Here is a 19283-nt window from a genome sequence, read left to right on the forward strand (position 1 = left end):
TATGAAAGTTACAAACAAAGATTATGAAAAGATGGAAGAGCTATATGAGTTGTATGAACAAAAAATTTATTATGTAGCTTATTCTATTTTAAATAATATTCAACAGGCTGAAGATGCGGTTCAAGAGACGTTTATTACTCTTTATAAGAACTTGGAAAAGCTCCATAGCTTGAGCACTGAAGAGCTTAAACGCTATATTTTGAGGGTCGCGAAAAACAAGGCGATTGATAGTTACCGGAAAAATAAACGACATGAAACATTTTTAGAAGAATATGAAAGAGAATCAATAGAAGCAGTAGATGAAAATATTGAAGAGTGGGAAAAACGTAAAATGTCTGAGGTTCAAATTGATACATTGCTAAAAGAGTTAAATGAATCTAACAGACAGGTGTTTAAGTACAAAGTCTTCTATAACTTAACGTATCAAGAAATTTCAAGTGTAATGGGGATTACGGAGGCTAATGTCCGCAAGCAGTTTGAACGCGCTCGAAAACGAGTCCAAAATATGATAGGAGGTATACAACATGACGAATTCAAAGAACTCCAAAGAAATATATGAACTTGCTGAAAAAATTGCTTTAGATGATTTTGATAAATCCGAAGAACAACATGAATTTTCACATACATATACGCGCAAAAAGAAATTGTTTATGGAAGAAATGAAGCTGAGAGGCGAGCGACCACAGAAAAAGCGTAAAAGACATCGTATGTTAATCGCTGCTGCCTGTTTATTAATTGGTATGCCAACAACTGTTTTTGGTGCAGTGAAAGTCTATAATATGATTGTTCAAAAACAAAATTACGAAGTAAATGTTTCCTTAACAAATAAGGATTCGAAAAAGAGTAATCAGTGGTATAAGTTGAAGATTGGTAAATTGCCAGAAAATATGGAAGCAATTGATGATAGTGCTATGAAATATTCATTTAAAGATAACGACGCAATGGGCGGGTTTTCATTTGTTCTTTCGAGAGTGGGAGAAAATGCGGATTTTCAAACTTTATATTCAAAAAGTTATGAAGAAAAAGAGATAAATGGCAGGAAAGCAGTAATTGTCCATAAAGAAACTGGAAACAACAACGTAATGTTTGACAGAAAGGTCTTTCTCTTTTTTGAGAAAGAAGGGATTATGTTAGAAAGTTATATTGGATCCGATGTAAACGAAGAACAAATGATAGATGTGTTAGGGAGTATTTCACTTGAGCCTACGTCAAAAGAAAAGGCATCATATATAGCAGATTATGATGAAAATCGCTTTACCAAAGCAGCTGAACCGAAAGAAAATAAGGTGATTCCATTAAAAAAAGATAGTAAACGACTATTTCATATAGGACAAAAGGTTCCAGTAACGATATCTATGGATAACAGCCAAATTGAATATGTGATAGAAAAAGTTGAAGTCTTTGATTCAATTAAAGATTTTAAACAAGAGAATTTTAATGAACTTGGCCTAGAGATATTAAGCAAGAATAAGGCTTTAGATCAGATGGGAAAATTACTATCGTACAGACGAGATGAATATAAATTAGGGAATGGTAAAGATTCAATTGATACATTAGTAGATTCGAAATTAGTTAATGTTAAATTTGTCTATTTAACAACAACAGTGAAAAATATTGGTAAAAAGTCGACTGAAGAAATCTATATGCATCCATCCATAAAACAGCTTAAATTTGAAGGGAATGCATGGAACTACGCTAAAGAAGAGGGAATGGACGCAACGCGTATTATGACGGGTGAAGTTGATTACTTGGAACCTCACGGAGACGGGAAAAGCTTTTATAATATTGGCAGTATCACACCAGGACAAACGGTGAAGGTTAACTTAGGTTATTTTGTAGATGAGGATAAACTAGATTCAATCTTTTTGGATGCTTTCCATTACAGAGGGAATGGTGGCACTGAAAATATGAATGCGGAATATCGTTGGTGGATTGATATTCGTCAATAGTAACAAAGAGACTAAAAAGCTGCTTACATCTAGCAGCTTTTTTCGTCTTCATACATATGTAAAATTTCTTTCGCACGTATACGTAAACCATCTATCAATTCTTTCGGTTCTAACACTTTTGCATCTTTTCCAAGCCTATAAAATAAAGGCGTAATAAAATTAATTTCACCTTTATCAATTGTTGAATGTATATATCCTGTTCCGTCCTCATTTACTACAACGAATTCTTCAAGGTAAGGCACGCTTTTACATTGGCGCACACCTTCTGTCGTTAATAAAACATGTAACTGGATAGGAATGTTTATGACGTTAGAGCTAGAGTCAAACCATTCTTCTAAATTCATGAACGTACTTTCACTTTCTTCTGTTGATAATATAGAAAGAATACGATCAACGCGATACAGTAATACTTTTTTTCTACTGAAGTCATAGGACGGTAAGTACCATAACCCGTCGTGAGCATATACACCAATCGGATGAACATGTTTTGTTTTTATCCCTGATTTAGATTCGTATTGAAAGTGTAAATTTTTATTTTCAATAGCCGCTGTTAACACTTCGTTTAAAAGTGGGGTCTCAATTGTTCTCTTCGGATTCCAAAAGGCGATATAAGAACGTATTTTATCAACTTTCACTTTCGCATCATGTTGTAGGGAGCTATACAGTTTATGTGTAACGGAATTGATTTCTGTGTTAAAAGGTAAGTCGCGATAGTAACTTAAAGATTGAAAAGCAAAAAAGATAGAGACTGCTTCTTCTTCCGTAAATAAAATAGGCGGAATTACTCTATTCGTTAATACTTTATAGCCGCCGTTACGACCTTGTTCTGCGTAAATGGGCAACCCCATATCACTTAAATCTAAAATGTATCTATGAACCGTACGAACGGAAATATTAAATTCATCAGCTATTTCTTGAGCTGTAAATGTTTTTTTCGCAGAAGCAAATATAAGAATATCTAATAAGCGTTTAGCTTTTGACAAATGTATCACCTTTTCTTTTTAACGTGACATAAATTGTCATGTTTTATTGTTAGTATATTGTTTACATCATATGTTATCAAGATGAGATACAAGGAGGAAAAGATATGTCACGTGAAATAGTTTTATTTATAGCGGCGAGTTTAGATGGATATATTGCGAAAGAAAATGATGATTTAGAGTGGTTAATGGAAACGGAAGGAGAGGGAGATAATGGTTATACAGAAATGTACGAAACGATTGATACAATAATTATGGGAAAGAAAACGTACGATTATGTAGTAGAGCATACGGAAACATTCCCGTACTTAGATAAAGCATGTTATGTTTTTTCTCGTTCAGAAAAAGGTTCAGACGGAAACGTGGAATTTGTAAATGAAGATGTAGTGGAGTTTACAAAAAGGTTAAAAGCACAAGAAGGGTCTAAAATATGGATGGTTGGTGGAGGAGAGCTACTGAGAGAATTCTTTAAGAATAATCTAATTGATGAATATGTTGTTACGATTACACCGCATATATTAGGTTCTGGAGTTCCGTTATTTCAAGACAAGAACCCAGAAATTAATTTAACTTTGACGGATACGAAACGTTTTGGGCAATTTGTAAATTTATATTATAAAGTAAAGTGATAAAGTGAAACTTTAATCAGTGGGGGTTTTGTTCATCTCCCACTGATTATTAGTTGAACCAATCGGGCTTTTACGGGCAGTTGATCCCCTACCTAACTTCTTTGCTTCCGCTGAATTTTGATGTAGGGGTCTTACTGCCCGTTAATGCGGGATAAAGAAACACGACTACTGATGGTAGTCGTGTTTCTTTATAGATGGCAATGAAATGATAAAGCAAGACCCGTAATCGACTTCGCTCGTTACAGTAATATTTCCGTCGTGTAGTTCTACAATTTCTTTTACGATAGATAGCCCTAAACCAGTTCCGCCTGTAGATCGTGTTCTTGCTTTATCGACACGGTAAAAGCGGTCAAAAATGTGAGGGAGGTCTTCAAGCGGAATACCTTCGCCTTCATCTTCAATTGTAATGGAGATACGTTTATGTTCTTCTGTAATAGAAATGTTTATATGAGAATGCTCTTTTGAATGTCTATAAGCGTTATTTAAAATATTCACAACAACTTGTTCGAATCGTTGTTCATCTAAGTTTACTAGCAGTGTAGGAGGACAAGAGAAAGAAACTTTAATGTACCTTTCTTTATACATGGCGTTTACTTTTTCACATATACGCGTAAGGAAGGTGTGTAAATGCACTTCCTTTACTTGAATAGAAAAGTTATGTTGTTCCATTTGTGCAAGTGAAAATAAATCTTGAACTAAGTTTGTAATGTAATCAGACTCATCTTTTATAATTGATAAATATCGCAAACGTTGTTCAGAAGGGGTGCTTTCTTTTAAAGCAATGTCAGCATAACCTCTTACGTATGTTAACGGTGTTCGTAATTCGTGAGCAACACTTGCTAGAAATTCACTTCGCTCTGTTTTCATATAATGTAGATCATTTGCGAGCGTCTGAATAGATGATGCTAGTTCACCAATTTCATCATTTCGAGTAGTTGTTAATGAAACAGATAAATCACCTTTACTCATTTTTTCAGTGGCATGTTTCATGTGTAACAATGGTTTTGTTAATAATCGAGATAATAGGAAAATTGTGATGACTGTGAGTAGAAATGTGATGGCACCAGCAATAATGAATTGTTTTGTTAATCCATTAACTAACTTTTCAATTGATTCTGTTCCAAGAAACATGTACACATAGCCTTCATGTTTTCCATCTACTACAATGGGGCTAACTGTACATATATAATTAGATGTTTTCCAATGATTTTCTATAATCGCTCCATTATGGTCTGTTCGAGTTTGCATTTTACTAATATGATCGTTTATAGTCGTGTTTATTTCGTTAGATTTAGCTAGTATTTCTTTATTTGCATTTGTAATAACGACAGTTGTTTCAGCTTCAGATTCCATTAATGCTACGTGAGAGATGGTTTGCTCATCGTAATATTTTTCAAGTACATCTCGATGACTATTTCCTCGCTTTAATAAAGCTGTCATTTCTTCATTTACTCTAGTGTTTACAAGACTATAATAGAGCAAAATAAAGAGAACACTTTCAATTAAAAGTGTAACAATTAAAAAATAAAATCCGAATTGAATTGAAATTCGTTTCATCGTTTTGCCCCTTACTGTTCAGTATCAATCCATCGATAACCTACTCCATACACGGTTTTTAAATGATGATCAATAGGGAAATTTGCTTTTCGCAATTTATCACGTAAATTACGAATATGTGAATCGACTGTGCGATCTTCTGTATTTGTGTTTAACCCCCAAATTCGTTCGATGAGCTGATCACGGTTTAATACGTAGTTTACATGGCGTAAAAATAATCCGAGTAAAGAAAATTCAATTGGTGTGAGAAGGAGTTCTTCATTATGGACAGAAACGAAGTGTTTTGTTTCATCCCATACAATACCGTGATATTGGATTTGTTTATGTTCATTTGTACGTCTTAAAACGGCTTCAATTCTTGCGAAAAGTTCTTCTTCATGGAAAGGTTTCGTTACGTAATCATCGGCTCCAATTTTTAATCCTTGAACGACATCTACTGTTTGATCACGAGCTGTAACCATAATAATAGGAATGTTACTAAAAGATCGGATTTTTTTGCACGTTTCCCATCCGTCCATCTTTGGCATCATAATATCGAGTAAAACAAATTTAAAGTTTCGATTTTCTATATGTAAAATAGCTTCTTCTCCTGAAGTCGCACATACGCAGTTATATCCAATTGGTGTAAGATAAAGCGTTAATAATTCAAGCATTCTCGGTTCATCGTCTACGAGCAGTATATCAATCATAGAGAGCCCTCCATATTTATAATCGTTACTTAAAGTGTAATGCAAAATCATGAAGAAATGGTGCAGATTATGATGTGTCTGCATAATTTCTTCAGAATTGCTTGTTATTGTGGAGTTGAAATTACATTTTAGGTAATCATATTGGCTCAAAAATGATTAATACGGAGGCGGTATAGTGAAAAAAATGACCCGAATTTTTGGGATAACAATAATTACAGCAGTTGGTCTTGCTGCATGCGGACAAACGAATACAGACCATAAAAACCATGAATCTACAAAAGAGAAGAAAACAGAGCAAAAGGAAATGAAAATGAATCAGGAGGTAACGGCGCCAAAAGAAATGAACCAAGGTGCATCTAATGATTTATTAACGACAAGTTTAAAAAATGTAACGAGATTAAACACAAACGACCCTTTGCAAATGGCAGTATTAACTTCACAAACGATATGGCCAGCAACTCATAAGGAGAATCAGCCAGGTGCTGTTATTTTAGTACCAGCAAGCGAGTGGCAATTAGGTATTGCGAGTGCAGACCTTATTCATCATCCGAATAACGGGCCGATTTTATTTATAGAAAAAGAAAAGATACCGGAAATGACGTTAAAAGAAATAAAACGATTAAATCCAATCGGAACGAAAGATGGAACACAAATTATGGTGATGGGGGATGTAGGTACTAGCGCGCTTGAGCAATTAAAAGGTTATAAAGTAAAACAAATAAAAGAAACAGATCCAGCTATATTTGCGAAGGATGTTGATAAGGAGTATGCCGATATAACAGGAAGCTACCCAAATAGTGTTATTATCGGTTCGTCTGCAGAAGAAGGACGTTTATATACAACCCCCGCTGTAAATTGGATTTCTCATATGCCGGAACCACTACTCTATACAGAAAAGAATAAAGTGCCAGAAGCGACAATAGAGGCACTAAAAATGAGAAAAGATAAAGCAAATATATATGTATTAGGGCCAGAAAAAATTGTTTCAAAAGAAGTAGAAAAAGAGCTAAGCAAATACGGGAAAGTAACGCGTATTAGTGGAGAGACCCCTACAGAAAACTCGATTGCGTTCGCTAAGTTTAAAGATGAAAAAACAAAATTTGGCTGGGGATTCACAAAACCTGGTCACGGTTTATCATTTGTTTCAAGTAAAACACCAGATTTAGCAGTTGCTGGGGCACCTTTTTCACATATGGGTAAACATGCACCTGTTGTATTATTAGAAGAAGGTAATGCTTCACAACCAGTGTATGACTTCCTTGCAAGCATTCAGCCGAAGTTTAAAGATGATCCAACACTTGGACCATATAATCACGGTTTCTTATTAGGAAATACGAGTGATATTTCATTTGAAACACAAGGAATACTAGATGAGAGGTTAGAAATTGTTCAGGAAAGTGGTCAAGGACACGGTGGACATTAATGAAATGAGAAAAGATGCTACTAAGGTAGTGTCTTTTTCTTTAGGAAACTTTTACATAGCAAAAAATCTTCTACTCGTTATATAATAGCTTTCGTGCAGTCGGCTAGATTTTCTTATGGAGAAAATCAAATTATAAAGGAGTAGAGGAGTGATATTTTGTTTCAAACGATAAAAAATGACTGGTTTTCTAATGTGAAAGGGGACGTGTTATCAGGAATTGTCGTTGCTTTAGCGTTAATCCCTGAAGCGATAGCCTTCTCTGTTATTGCAGGCGTGGATCCGACAGTTGGACTATACGCAGCCTTTTGTATTGCAGTTACCATTTCATTTGTTGGCGGAAGAACTGGAATGATTTCAGCTGCAACAGGTGCAATGGCATTATTAATGGTAACGCTTGTTAAAGATCATGGTTTGCAATATTTATTTGCTACAACAATATTAACAGGTATTGTCCAGGTTATTTTTGGCGTGTTCAAACTGAGCTCATTTATGAAGTTTGTTCCGAAATCTGTTATGAGTGGTTTTTTAAATTCACTTGGAATTTTAGTTTTTACAGCGCAATTGCCACATTTTAAAAATGCAACTTGGCAAATGTATGCACTCGTTGTATTAGGACTTGCAATTATATATTTATTTCCACGTATTACAACGGCTGTACCTTCTACGCTTATTTCAATTATTATTGTGACGAGTATTGCACTTATGAGCGGATTACAGTTGAAAACAGTAGGAGATATGGGAAGCCTGCCGAAAGAATTACCGTTCTTTAGTATTCCTGACGTGCCTTTTACACTTGAGACATTAGGGATTATTTTACCTTATGCAGTTATGCTTGCAATTATCGGTTTACTAGAATCATTATTAACAGCTTCAGTTTTAGATGATATGACGCATACGGAAAGTAATAAGCATAAAGAGGCACGCGGACAAGGGATCGCAAACATTGTTGCTGGTTTCTTCGGAGGAATGGCAGGTTGTGCAATGATCGGTCAATCTGTTATTAATATTAAATCAGGTGGACGAGGTCGCCTGTCAACATTTGTAGCGGGCGGATTTTTAATCGTATTACTATTCGTTTTAGGAGATTATGTCGTTCATATTCCGATGGCAGCTTTAGTTGCAGTTATGATTATGGTTTCAATCGGAACGTTTGATTGGAACTCTGTAGCAACGATTCATAAAGTGCCAAAAGGGAACGCATTCGTCATGATCGTAACAGTCGTGGTCGTTCTTATCACTCATAATTTGGGATTAGGTGTAATTATCGGAACAGTAATTAGTGCGGTTTTATTTGCATTCAATATGGCAAAGATTCACGTGAAACATTTATATATTGAAAATAAGAAAATATACGAAATTCACGGTCAACTCTTCTTTGCATCTACAGCAGATTTTATAAATGCTTTTTCATTGGATGAAGATATAAAAGAAATCGAAATGAACTTTACTCATGCGCACGTATGGGATGATTCGGCAGTGGCATCAATTGATAAAGTTATTATGAAATATGAACAAAGTGGCGTGAAAGTAAGTATAACAGGATTAAATGAACGTAGCTCAAAACTTGTTGCAAATTTAGCTACTTATAATAAAAGAATTGCTAGTTAAAAGCCTCCTTTTTAGGGGGCTTTATTATATAATACGAGTAGGATAACGAAAAGGGGATTCAGCATATGTACAAACAAATTATATTAGCATGTGACGGTTCTGAACATGCACTTCGAGCAGCGGAACATGCAACATATATTGCAAAATGTAGCGAAGAAACAAATGTTGAAGTTGTGTACGTAGTAGATAATAGAACGGCAAAATCAGATATTATACAAGGTCAAACAGATTTAGAAACAATATCAGCTAGTCGAAAAGATAAATTAAAAGAGATTGAAGGTTTATTAAAGAAAGAGAACATTTCTTATACAATTACGATATTACATGGTGATCCTGGAGATACAATTGTTCAATATGTGAATACAGGAGATATAGATCTTGTCATTGCTGGAAGTAGAGGGCTCAATACACTGCAAGAAATGGTGCTGGGAAGTGTAAGTCATAAAATAGCAAAGCGTGTGAAATGTCCAGTGATGATTGTAAAATGAAATAGAATGTAACGAAGACCTTAGTATAACTGAGGTCTTTTTTTATGTATAAATGACTCTTATCTGTGGAAATACTAGATATATAAGTTGAAAAGATGTTAACTTACAAATTTGTAAGTTAGTTGTTAGAGAAATCGATGTTATGAAATTTTTCCCATTGGTAAAATAAAAGTATCAAAGGGGAGATAGGGAGGATGGAAGCAATGAAATCATTTCAAAATTTGTCATATAGTCAAGGTGTCAGTCTTATTTGTTTAGGGGGATTTGCTGCATCTGTTACGTTAGCCGTTTTAATAAAGGTGTTTCATCAAATCTTTTAATCGTATAGTAGGGAAGGAATGGGTTGTTATCATTAGTAGGAACAGCAATGAAAATAAAAAATAGCTCTTAGCATGTATGTAAATGCTAAGAGCTATTTTTATGCTTGTTATATATTATTTAAGCTTGTTTTGATTTTACTGACCCTGTATTTAAAGTAAGAGCAAGGAAGAACATTGCAAGTACGCAAGATGCAAGTAATAAGATGAATCCGCCATCCCATCCGAATGCATCTACGATAAAGCCCATAGCTGCACTAGCGAAAGCTGCTCCGCCTAAGTAACCGAAGAATCCAGTTAAGCCTGCTGCAGTTCCAGCAGCTTTCTTTGGTGCTAAATCTAGAGCGTGTAGACCAATTAACATAACCGGTCCGTAAATTAAAAATCCAATTGCGACAAGTGCGATACTATCAACCATTGGATTACCAGGAGGGTTTAACCAGTAAACAAGAACTGCGATAAATACACCAACCATAAATAGAATACCAGCAGGTGCACGACGTCCTTTAAATAGTTTATCACTCATCCATCCGCAAAGAAGTGTACCTGGAATACCAGCCCATTCATATAGAGCGTAAGCAGTACGTGAGCTACTATGAGTAAAGCTTTTTTCTTCTACTAAATAAGTAGGAGCCCAGTCTACAACGCCGTAACGTACGAAATATACGAAAACGTTCGCAATAGCGATGTACCATAAAAACTTATTGTTTAATACGTATTTAAATAAAATTTCCTTTACTGAAAGTTCGCGTTCGCGATCTTTTACTTTTTCATCTGGTGGATATTCCCCAGTATGTTCTTCAATAGAAGGTAGTCCACAAGATTGAGGTGTATCTTTCATCGTAATTAATACATAAATACCAACTAAAATTGAAAGAATACCTGGGAAGTAAAAAATACTTTTCCAGTCATCTGCGAAGAAGTATAAGCCTAATGTTACAAGGGAAGGCATAAGCGCTCCGCCAACATTATGAGCGACGTTCCAAATAGACATTTTTGTACCACGTTCGCTAATAGAGAACCAGTGAACCATCGTACGACCACAAGGAGGCCATCCCATACCTTGTACCCATCCATTTAAAAACTGAAGTACAAACATAAGTATAATGCTCGTTGTAATGAAAGAAAATGAGCCGAAAATAATATTAATGATACCTGATAAAAATAGCCCAGCTGCTAAAAAGTAGCGAGGATTACAACGATCGGATACGATACCCATAAGAAATTTACTTAATCCGTAAGCAATAGAAACTGCTGAAAGGATAACCCCAAGTTCCCCTTTACTAAAGCCTTGCTCGATTAAGTATGGCATTGCTAGTGAAAAGTTTTTTCGAACAAAGTAGTAGCCTGCATAACCGATGAAGATACCTAAGAATACTTGTAAACGTAATTTACGGTATTCGCTATCAACGCGATCAGCTGGTAAGCGTTCCGCGTGGGGCGCAGGTTTAAATAATTGTGTGAAAAACATAAAATGAAAATCCTCCCCTAATTAATTCGAAGCGTTTTAAGACAGAGAATATAAAAAGGCCATGAAATATAAAAAAGTTTCCTTTTTTATGATTCATAGCCGTGTACTCCGTTTCTCCGTGACTGTCAATATTAACTTCGTCGAAAATTATACAACTTTGTGACAAAAATGTAAACGTTTTTATGAATAAAAGTATTGACGGATTTTGTTCGCGGGATTAATATTTAAATACGTTAAATATTTTATTGTTTAAATAAGAGGTGGATAACATGCCAAATGATATGACGCATATCGATAAAATTCAAGCTCTTGCCTTTTCGATTGGAAAGAAAATGCAGACGGAGTTATTAGAACAAATGCAAGCAACAGGACTTACACCACCGCAGTTTTATATTTTAAAGATTTTAGATCATTATGGGGCTTCAAGAGCGACAACATTAGCAAAAAAGATGTATGTGAAGCCTAGCGCAATTACAGTGATGATTGATCGTCTAATCGATCAAGAACTTGTAGAACGCTATCACGACAAAGATGACCGTCGTGTTGTCATCATCGAGTTAACGAAAAAGGGGAAAGCTAGAGTAGAAGAGGCAATGACAGCTCGCAACGAGCATATTGCAAAATACTTTTCACATTTAGAGTTGCAAGAAAGAGAAGATTTATTACGTCTCTTTGAGAAGTTAGAAACCATTATTTGCGGGACACAAGAGAAAAAAGAGAATAACTAAGAGGAATTGAGGAGATTACATGGAGCAACAAGAAAATCAAAATAGAAAGTTGTTGTTAATCGGTTTAGTAATCGCGATGCTATTTGCTGCATTAGATGGAACAATTGTTGGTACAGCAATGCCACGTATCGTCGGTGACCTAGGCGGATTAAGTTTAATGACATGGTTAACGACAGCTTATATGTTAACATCAACGACAGTTGTACCAATTGCAGGTAAATTAGCGGATTTACTTGGTCGTCGTAACGTATATATAACAGGGCTAGTTATTTTCATGATTGGTTCGGCGTTATGTGGTATGGCGAATGGTATGACAGAATTAATTATTTTCCGTGGTATTCAAGGTCTTGGTGGCGGTATTATGATGCCAATGGCTATGATTATTATTGGAGATATGTTCACGGGAAAAGAACGTGCGAAATGGCAAGGTATTTTTGGTGCGTTATACGGTCTTGCTTCTGTAATTGGACCGCAAGTTGGTGGTTGGATTGTAGATGCAGTGAACTGGAGATGGGTATTCTACATTAACTTACCGGTTGGTATTTTAGCAACAATCTTTATTGCAATGGGATTAAAATCACATAAACAAACAGGACCAATTAAAATTGATATCGCTGGAATCTTTACGATGATTCTAGGTGTTGTAAGTTTATTACTTGCGCTAACGTTTGGCGGAAAAGATTATGCATGGGATTCTTGGCAAATTATCGGTTTATTCGCACTAGCTGTAATTGGTATCGTTAGCTTTGTTATTGTTGAAACGAAAGCTGAAGAGCCGATTTTACCAATGCATTTCTTTAAAAATCGCACATTTACAATACTGAATGCGATTGGATTCTTTATGAGTATTGGAATGTTCGGCGCGATTATGTTCGTACCATTCTTCATGCAAGGTATTGTAGGAGTAAGTGCTGCTGAATCAGGAACAATTATGACTCCAATGATGATTACAATGATTGTAATGAGTATTATCGGTGGGCAACTTGTATTAAAAGTTGGTGTAAAACCACAAATTATCGCAGGTATGCTTATTATGGCCGGTGGTTTTTGGTTATTAACAACGATGGATATGCACACAACGAAGCTTACAGCTACTTCTTATATGATGGTTATCGGTTTAGGAATGGGTCTTGTAATGCCGACATTAACATTAGCGTTACAAGAAAGCTTCCCGAAAAAAGACCTTGGTGTCGTAACGTCATCAAGTCAGTTCTTCCGTCAAATTGGTGGAACATTTGGTATTACAATTTTAGGATCAATTATGAATAACACTTCAGGTACAACGTTAACAAATAAATTAGTACCTGTATTAGATACATTCCCGAAAGAAGCGGGACAAATGGTAACGAAATTTAAAGATATGATTCACACAGATCCACAAGGTTTATATTCGATGCTATTTAGCCCAGAGGCATTAAAACAAATGCCAGAAGCGTTTGCTAACAGCATTGTACCTATTTTGAAAAACTCTTTAGTAGACTCGCTTCATACTGTATTCTTAACAGGATTAGTATTTATCGTAGTAGGTGCCATCTTTACGATTTTCTTACAAAAAATTAAACTATCAGATCGTAAAAAAGATGCTGAAGAGCCTGCTGTTGAAGAAAAAGAAAAAACTGTATCATACTCGTAATGAAGAAGCATCGCCTTATGGCGGTGCTTTTTTGAGTATAACCTTAAAAGCTTTTTAGTGAGAAATGATTGACGTATTTTTAGAAATACGTTATATTATTTTCTGTAAACGGTTACATGAAATGAGGAGAAAAGAGAATGAGTACGATTAAAGACGTTGCGAAATTAGCGGGAGTATCTGTTGCGACCGTTTCCAGAGTTCTAAATAAAAATGGATATGTTCATGAAGATACATTAAAAAAGGTAGAGCGTGCAATAGAGATGTTAGATTATAAGCCTAGTACAGTAGCGCGTTCACTGTATAATAAAAAGTCTCGTTTAATTGGCTTAGTTGTTCCGAATATCGTGAATCCGTTCTTTCCAGAAGTTGCACGTGCCGTAGAAGATGTAGCACATAAACAAGGTTACACAGTTGTTCTTTGTAACTCTGATGAAAGTTTAGAAAAAGAGAAACAATACATTGATGTACTTAGACAAAATAATGTAGATGGATTTATTGTAGCAACGAATCCACAAAATAGTGTTAATTACATGAATTTATCTGTTCCGGTTGTTGCGATTGACCGTATGTTTAATGAGCGTATTCCTACTGTATATGCAGATAACTATGCAGGAAGTCAGGCTGCGACAAAGTTGTTACTAGATAAAGGATGTAAACATATTGCACATATTCGCGGACCACGTGATGTGAGTACTGCAAATGAACGTTTTGAAGGTTTTGTAGACGTTATTACGCAAAATAATCTTTCGTATATGATTGCGGAGAGTACGTTTGAGCCAGCAAATAGTGAGCGTGTAGCGATGGAATTATTAGAAGAATACCCGCATATTGATGGTATTGTTGCTGGGAATGATTTAATTGCGATTGGTATTGTAAAGGCTGCACTTCAAAAGGGGATTGCCATTCCAGATGATTTACAAATTATCGGATTTGATGGCATTTCTTTAACGGAAATGATGTATCCATCTATTACAACAGTTGCACAACCGATATATGAAATGGGGAAAATTGCAACAGAGTTGTTGTTAGAGCAAATGGAAGGAAATACATTAGAAGAGAAACACTATCGTTTGCCAATTGAAATTATAGAACGAAATACAACGAAGTAAGGAGATGAAACAGATGCCAAATATTGCAGTAGTAGGAAGCATTTCAATGGACTTAGTGGCTGTTTCAAAAAAACGGCCGAAAGCAGGAGAAACAGTAATTGGTGAAGCGTTTCATACAATCCCAGGAGGGAAAGGGGCAAACCAAGCAGTTGCTGCAGCTAGGTTAGGAGCAAATGTAGCAATGGTTGGAGCGGTAGGAAATGATGATTATGGAACAGTAGTTAGAAAAAATTTAGAGAACGAACGCATTTTTATCGATTATGTGGTACCGGTTACAGATAGAACGACAGGAATTGCTCATATCGTTTTAGCAGAAGAAGATAACAGTATTGTTGTCGTACAAGGGGCAAATGCTCTTGTAAATAAGTCAGTTGTAGATCGCTCCAAAGACCTTCTTGTAAAAGCGGATATGGTTGTTCTTCAACTAGAAATTCCACTTGAAACAGTAAAATATGTATTGGCTATTTGTGAGGAACATAATATTCCTGTTATGTTGAATCCAGCGCCAGCACAAGTTTTATCAGAAGAAATTTTAGAAAAAGCAACTTATATTACGCCAAATGAACATGAGTGCCGCATCGTATTAGATGATTTTACATCACCAATTGAAGATTTATTGGCGAAGTATCCAAATAAATTATTGATGACAGAAGGTTCTAACGGTGTTCGTTTCCATAATGGAACAGAGATTGTACATGTTCCTAGCATTGCTGTTGATGTAGTGGATACAACTGGAGCTGGTGATACATTTAATGGTGCGTTAGCAGTTGCACTTTCTGAAGGGGAGACACTTCAAAAAGCAATTCGTTTCGCGAATATTGCCGGTGGTCTTTCTGTAACGAAACTTGGGGCACAGGGCGGTATGCCAACGAGAGATCGAGTACGTGAAGTGCAGGTGATTGTTGGATGAAAAAGCATGGTGTATTAAACAGTGAAATCGCGGCAGTCCTTGCTTCACTTGGGCATACAGATACGGTTGTAATTGCTGATTGCGGTTTACCAATTCCTGACGGAGTAAAACGAATTGATTTAGCTGTTGAGATTGGAAAACCGAGTTTTTTAGAGGTGTTACAAGTTGTAGCTGATGATATGGCAATCGAAAAAGTGACGTTAGCAGAAGAAGTCATTATAAATAATGCGGAAGTAAATAAAGAGATCGAACGGAAATTAATAGAGCCAGCATTTGAGTATGTATCTCATGAACAATTTAAAGAGCATACAAAGAAAGCGAAGGCAATTATTCGTACAGGCGAGGCTACGCCTTATGCAAATGTAATTTTACATGCAGGCGTGATTTTTTAATAAAGGGAAGTGATGGGAATGCATATTGAAATGAAAAACATTTCAAAGGCGTTCAATGGCAATCCTGTTTTGAAGAATGCACAGTTTATGATTGAAACAGGAGAAGTCCATGCATTGATGGGGGAAAATGGAGCGGGTAAATCAACGCTCATGAAGATTTTAACAGGTGTATACAAAAAAGATGGTGGGACAATCAAGATTGATGGGCAAGAGCGCACCTTTAAAAATGCGAAAGAAGCTGAAGAGTACGGCATCGCATTTATACATCAAGAACTAAACATATTGCCGAATTTAACAGTAGCTGAAAATATGTTTCTCGGTAAAGAGTTAATGTATGGGAAAACAGGTATTTTACGCACTCGACAAATGAACGCGATTGCGCAGCAGCAACTAGCAGAGCTAGGGCTGCATGTAAGAGGCGCTATGTTAGCAGAGGAATTATCGGTTGGACAACAGCAAATTATCGAAATTGCGAAAGCATTAATGACAAACGCGAGCGTTATTATTATGGATGAACCTACTGCGGCACTGACGGATCGTGAAATCGAAACGCTCTTTACAGTAATCAATAAGTTACGTAAAGAAGGTGTTTCATTCGTGTACATTTCGCATCGTATGGAAGAGATTTTCTCAATATGTGATGCTATTACGATTTTGCGTGATGGAGAATACGTGGGAAAGAGATTAATTCCAGAAACATCATTTGATGAAGTAGTGAGTATGATGGTGGGGCGCAGCATTGGTGAACGTTACCCAGAGCGAAATAGTCAAATTGGTGATGTCATTTTTGAAATGCGTAATGGAACGAAGAAAGGGAAATTTGAAAATGTTTCGTTTCAAGTGAGGAAAGGTGAAATCCTTGGTGTAGCTGGTTTGATGGGGGCTGGTCGCACTGATATTATGAAAGCGATATTTGGTTATGAACCTTTAGACTCTGGACAAATTTTTATAAATGGACAAGAAGTAAAGATTGATAGTCCAATAGATGCAATTAGACAAAGAATTGCTTTCATTACAGAAGATAGAAAGTCTGAAGGATTAGTGTTAGATTTTTCAATTCGAGAAAATTTAGCTTTACCGAATTTAGAAAATCTTTCAAAGGGAAGTGTTCTAAGCAATGAGCTAGAACAACAGTTTACAGAGGATATGATGAAGCTTCTTAATGTGAAAGCATCTAGCGGGGAGCAGGCAGTGAAATCTCTTTCTGGTGGAAATCAGCAAAAGATTGTAATCGCAAAATGGCTAGGCATTCATCCACAATTACTCATTTTAGATGAGCCAACAAGAGGTGTTGATGTTGGAGCGAAAAAAGAAATTTACTCTATTATGAATAAGCTTACAGAGCAAGGCGATGCCGTTATTATGGTATCATCTGAGCTTCCGGAAGTTTTAGGGATGAGTGATCGAGTTCTTGTTATTCATGAAGGAAAAGTCGGCGGAATTTTAGGGAAAGATGAGGCATCACAAGAGTCTATTATGGCACTAGCTACAGGGGGAGAGTAAGGATGGCTAAGAAGGGGAATGTATTACAACAACTCGGTTCTTTAATCGGTTTAGTATTAATTATCGTCGTAATTACAGCTTTAAATCCAGCGTTCATTGAAATTCCAAATTTATTTAATATACTGCGTCAAGTATCGATTAATGCGCTTATTGCATTTGGAATGACCTTCGTAATTTTAACAGGGGGTATTGACTTATCGGTAGGTTCTATTTTAGCATTATCAAGTGCACTTGTTGCTGGAATGATGGCAAGTGGCATGGATCCGTTCCTTGCAATGGCAGTTGGACTATTAGCAGGTCTTGTAATGGGAATTGTAAACGGTATCATCATTGCGAAAGGAAAAGTAGCTCCATTTATTGCAACTTTAGCAACAATGACTATTTTTCGTGGGTTGACGCTTGTTTATATGGACGGACGTCCGATCACTGGTCTTGGTGATCATTTAATGTTCCAAATGTTTGGCCGCGGTTATTTTCTTGGTATTCCGGTACCAGCTGTTACAATGATGATCGCTTTCGCAGTACTGTACTTCATTTTGAAGAAAACGACATTTGGTCGCCGTACATTTGCAATTGGTGGAAATGAAGAAGCAGCAGCACTATCAGGTATTAATGTTACGAGAATTAAAGTAATGATTTACGGTCTTTCCGGAATTTTGGCAGCGCTTGCAGGTATTGTCTTAACATCACGATTAGATTCTGCACAGCCGACTGCAGGTACTTCTTATGAATTAGATGCAATTGCAGCAGTTGTATTAGGTGGAACAAGTCTTTCTGGGGGAAGAGGATGGATTGTTGGTACATTCATCGGTGTACTTATTATCGGTGTACTAAATAACGGTTTAAATTTATTAGGTGTATCTTCTTTCTTCCAACAAGTTGTAAAAGGACTTGTAATCTTATTAGCTGTATTAATTGATCGTAGAAAAGAAGCGTAATGGAGGAACAGTTCATGAAGAAATGGTTACTTATACTCGTTGCATGTATTATGGTCATTACTGCTGGTTGTTCAATGGAACCGCCAGAATGGGCAAAGGATTCTAGCGATAAAGGTCGAAATAAAACTATTAAAGTTGGATTCTCTGTTTCAACTTTAAATAATCCCTTCTTTGTAACTTTGAAAAAGGGGGCAGAAAAGAAAGCGAAAGATAGTGGCATCGAATTGATTGCTGTTGATGCGCAAAATGATGCAGCAAAGCAAACGAACGATGTTGAAGATTTAATTCAAAAGGGTGTCGATGTAGTTGTTATTAATCCGACCGATTCAGATGCTGTTGCTTCAGCAGTAAGTGCAGCAAACGCAGCAAATGTTCCTGTTATTACAGTAGACCGCGTTGCGAATTCAGGTAAGGTTGTTTCTCACATTGCATCTAATAATATCGAAGGTGGTCAAATGGCTAGTGATTACATTCGTGAATTAGTCGGCGAAGGAGCAAACGTTGCTGAGTTAGAAGGAATCCCTGGATCGTCTGCTGCTCGTGAACGTGGGAAAGGATTCCATAACGTAGCCGATAAGTCTTTAAAAGTAGTTGCCAAACAAGCGGCTGATTTTGATAGAGCGAAAGGATTATCTGTTATGGAAAACATTTTGCAAGCAAATAGCGATATTAAAGCCGTGTTTGCTCATAACGACGAGATGGCATTAGGTGCACTTGAAGCATTGAAGTCTGCTGGAAAAACAGATGTAGTAGTTGTTGGATTTGATGCAACAGAAGATGCTGTGAAAGCGGTTAACGATGGGCGTATGGCTGCAACAGTCGCTCAAAAACCAGAATTAATCGGAGAGAAGGCGATGCAAACAGCAAAAGAGATAACACAAGGTAAAAAAGTGGACAAATCTATTCCGATTGAATTAGAGCTTATTAAGAAAAATAAATAAATATAAAATGAAAATTAG

At 36.3% G+C, this 19283-nt stretch carries 19 protein-coding genes; 15 read left to right on the forward strand and 4 right to left on the reverse strand.

Annotated elements, in window-relative coordinates; genetic code table 11:
* The first annotated feature begins 1 nt into the window (after position 1).
* Positions 2-559 carry an RNA polymerase sigma factor gene (locus ACUL40_RS23050; protein ID WP_000869257.1) on the forward strand — a complete coding sequence of 186 codons (558 nt, stop codon included), beginning with the start codon at positions 2-4 and terminating at the stop codon, positions 557-559.
* Positions 525-1949 carry a DUF4367 domain-containing protein gene (locus ACUL40_RS23055; RefSeq protein ID WP_000185137.1) on the forward strand — a complete coding sequence of 475 codons (1425 nt, stop codon included), beginning with the start codon at positions 525-527 and terminating at the stop codon, positions 1947-1949. The genes ACUL40_RS23050 and ACUL40_RS23055 overlap by 35 nt, the downstream gene beginning before the upstream one ends.
* A 29-nt stretch (positions 1950-1978) precedes the next feature.
* Here ACUL40_RS23055 and ACUL40_RS23060 read toward each other — a convergent pair whose 3' ends face one another.
* A complete protein-coding gene (locus ACUL40_RS23060; protein ID WP_139245457.1) occupies positions 1979-2941 on the reverse strand; it encodes a helix-turn-helix transcriptional regulator in 963 nt (320 codons plus the stop codon).
* A gap of 95 nt (positions 2942-3036) precedes the next feature.
* Here ACUL40_RS23060 and ACUL40_RS23065 point away from each other — a divergent pair, with 95 nt between their 5' ends.
* Positions 3037-3558, forward strand: a complete 522-nt coding sequence (locus ACUL40_RS23065; protein ID WP_000085781.1) for a dihydrofolate reductase family protein — start codon at positions 3037-3039, stop codon at positions 3556-3558.
* 165 nt (positions 3559-3723) lie between these two features.
* On the opposite strand, the gene ACUL40_RS23070 is transcribed toward ACUL40_RS23065, so the two are convergent.
* Both ACUL40_RS23070 and ACUL40_RS23075 read right to left on the reverse strand, forming a co-directional pair.
* Positions 3724-5115, reverse strand: a complete 1392-nt coding sequence (locus ACUL40_RS23070) for an ATP-binding protein (RefSeq protein ID WP_445423037.1) — start codon at positions 5113-5115, stop codon at positions 3724-3726.
* Positions 5116-5126: 11 nt separating this feature from the next.
* Positions 5127-5804, reverse strand: a complete 678-nt coding sequence (locus ACUL40_RS23075) for a response regulator transcription factor (RefSeq protein WP_000565475.1) — start codon at positions 5802-5804, stop codon at positions 5127-5129.
* 175 nt (positions 5805-5979) lie between these two features.
* Here ACUL40_RS23075 and ACUL40_RS23080 point away from each other — a divergent pair, with 175 nt between their 5' ends.
* The 4 genes from ACUL40_RS23080 (at position 5980) to ACUL40_RS23095 (ending at position 9643) form a co-directional block, all read left to right on the forward strand.
* Entirely contained in the window at positions 5980-7227 is a 1248-nt protein-coding gene (locus ACUL40_RS23080) for an ArsR family transcriptional regulator (protein ID WP_063220867.1), read from the forward strand.
* 156 nt (positions 7228-7383) lie between these two features.
* Positions 7384-8835, forward strand: coding sequence for a SulP family inorganic anion transporter (locus ACUL40_RS23085; RefSeq protein WP_063220866.1), 1452 nt, complete (start codon positions 7384-7386; stop codon positions 8833-8835).
* 65 nt (positions 8836-8900) lie between these two features.
* Positions 8901-9323, forward strand: a complete 423-nt coding sequence (locus ACUL40_RS23090) for a universal stress protein (protein WP_000277999.1) — start codon at positions 8901-8903, stop codon at positions 9321-9323.
* Positions 9324-9526: 203 nt separating this feature from the next.
* Positions 9527-9643: a DUF4027 family protein gene (locus ACUL40_RS23095; RefSeq protein WP_000834733.1), complete on the forward strand. Its 117-nt coding sequence runs from the start codon at positions 9527-9529 to the stop codon at positions 9641-9643.
* Positions 9644-9761: 118 nt separating this feature from the next.
* Here the strand turns inward: ACUL40_RS23095 and glpT are convergent, their stop codons facing one another.
* Positions 9762-11111: a glycerol-3-phosphate transporter gene (glpT, locus tag ACUL40_RS23100; protein ID WP_000466385.1), complete on the reverse strand. Its 1350-nt coding sequence runs from the start codon at positions 11109-11111 to the stop codon at positions 9762-9764.
* 269 nt (positions 11112-11380) lie between these two features.
* Between glpT and ACUL40_RS23105 the strand changes: the two genes are divergently transcribed.
* From ACUL40_RS23105 to rbsB, 8 genes are all read left to right on the forward strand, one after another.
* A complete protein-coding gene (locus ACUL40_RS23105) occupies positions 11381-11839 on the forward strand; it encodes a MarR family winged helix-turn-helix transcriptional regulator (RefSeq protein ID WP_001132365.1) in 459 nt (152 codons plus the stop codon).
* Between the two features lie 19 nt (positions 11840-11858).
* Positions 11859-13472, forward strand: a complete 1614-nt coding sequence (locus ACUL40_RS23110) for an MDR family MFS transporter (RefSeq protein WP_000437647.1) — start codon at positions 11859-11861, stop codon at positions 13470-13472.
* Positions 13473-13609: 137 nt separating this feature from the next.
* Complete coding sequence (gene rbsR, locus ACUL40_RS23115; RefSeq protein ID WP_000104051.1) at positions 13610-14581, forward strand: ribose operon transcriptional repressor RbsR; 972 nt, start codon at positions 13610-13612, stop codon at positions 14579-14581.
* Positions 14582-14594: 13 nt separating this feature from the next.
* Complete coding sequence (gene rbsK / locus ACUL40_RS23120) at positions 14595-15491, forward strand: ribokinase (RefSeq protein ID WP_001132865.1); 897 nt, start codon at positions 14595-14597, stop codon at positions 15489-15491.
* Complete coding sequence (gene rbsD, locus ACUL40_RS23125) at positions 15488-15883, forward strand: D-ribose pyranase (RefSeq protein WP_000716152.1); 396 nt, start codon at positions 15488-15490, stop codon at positions 15881-15883. The genes rbsK and rbsD overlap by 4 nt, the downstream gene beginning before the upstream one ends.
* An 18-nt stretch (positions 15884-15901) precedes the next feature.
* On the forward strand, positions 15902-17386 hold the full coding sequence (rbsA, locus tag ACUL40_RS23130; RefSeq protein WP_000546778.1) for a ribose ABC transporter ATP-binding protein RbsA: 1485 nt from the start codon (positions 15902-15904) through the stop codon (positions 17384-17386).
* A 2-nt stretch (positions 17387-17388) separates the two neighbouring features.
* Positions 17389-18324: an ABC transporter permease subunit gene (locus ACUL40_RS23135; RefSeq protein WP_001074641.1), complete on the forward strand. Its 936-nt coding sequence runs from the start codon at positions 17389-17391 to the stop codon at positions 18322-18324.
* A gap of 14 nt (positions 18325-18338) precedes the next feature.
* Positions 18339-19265, forward strand: coding sequence for a ribose ABC transporter substrate-binding protein RbsB (gene rbsB, locus ACUL40_RS23140; protein ID WP_000758976.1), 927 nt, complete (start codon positions 18339-18341; stop codon positions 19263-19265).
* The last annotated feature ends 18 nt before the right edge of the window (positions 19266-19283 follow it).

Source organism: Bacillus sp. KNSH39 (genome assembly GCF_052656585.1).

Bases quoted from the DNA above. Each gene is read 5' to 3' on its own strand.
- ACUL40_RS23050 (WP_000869257.1), top strand. From the start codon at position 2: ATGAAAGTTACAAACAAAGATTATGAAAAGATGGAAGAGCTATATGAG.
- ACUL40_RS23055 (WP_000185137.1), top strand. From the start codon at position 525: ATGACGAATTCAAAGAACTCCAAAGAAATATATGAACTTGCTGAAAAA.
- ACUL40_RS23065 (WP_000085781.1), top strand. From the start codon at position 3,037: ATGTCACGTGAAATAGTTTTATTTATAGCGGCGAGTTTAGATGGATAT.
- ACUL40_RS23070 (WP_445423037.1), bottom strand. From the start codon at position 5,115: ATGAAACGAATTTCAATTCAATTCGGATTTTATTTTTTAATTGTTACA.
- ACUL40_RS23075 (WP_000565475.1), bottom strand. From the start codon at position 5,804: ATGATTGATATACTGCTCGTAGACGATGAACCGAGAATGCTTGAATTA.
- ACUL40_RS23090 (WP_000277999.1), top strand. From the start codon at position 8,901: ATGTACAAACAAATTATATTAGCATGTGACGGTTCTGAACATGCACTT.
- ACUL40_RS23095 (WP_000834733.1), top strand. From the start codon at position 9,527: ATGAAATCATTTCAAAATTTGTCATATAGTCAAGGTGTCAGTCTTATT.
- glpT (WP_000466385.1), bottom strand. From the start codon at position 11,111: ATGTTTTTCACACAATTATTTAAACCTGCGCCCCACGCGGAACGCTTA.
- ACUL40_RS23105 (WP_001132365.1), top strand. From the start codon at position 11,381: ATGCCAAATGATATGACGCATATCGATAAAATTCAAGCTCTTGCCTTT.
- ACUL40_RS23110 (WP_000437647.1), top strand. From the start codon at position 11,859: ATGGAGCAACAAGAAAATCAAAATAGAAAGTTGTTGTTAATCGGTTTA.
- rbsR (WP_000104051.1), top strand. From the start codon at position 13,610: ATGAGTACGATTAAAGACGTTGCGAAATTAGCGGGAGTATCTGTTGCG.
- rbsK (WP_001132865.1), top strand. From the start codon at position 14,595: ATGCCAAATATTGCAGTAGTAGGAAGCATTTCAATGGACTTAGTGGCT.
- rbsD (WP_000716152.1), top strand. From the start codon at position 15,488: ATGAAAAAGCATGGTGTATTAAACAGTGAAATCGCGGCAGTCCTTGCT.
- rbsA (WP_000546778.1), top strand. From the start codon at position 15,902: ATGCATATTGAAATGAAAAACATTTCAAAGGCGTTCAATGGCAATCCT.
- ACUL40_RS23135 (WP_001074641.1), top strand. From the start codon at position 17,389: ATGGCTAAGAAGGGGAATGTATTACAACAACTCGGTTCTTTAATCGGT.
- rbsB (WP_000758976.1), top strand. From the start codon at position 18,339: ATGAAGAAATGGTTACTTATACTCGTTGCATGTATTATGGTCATTACT.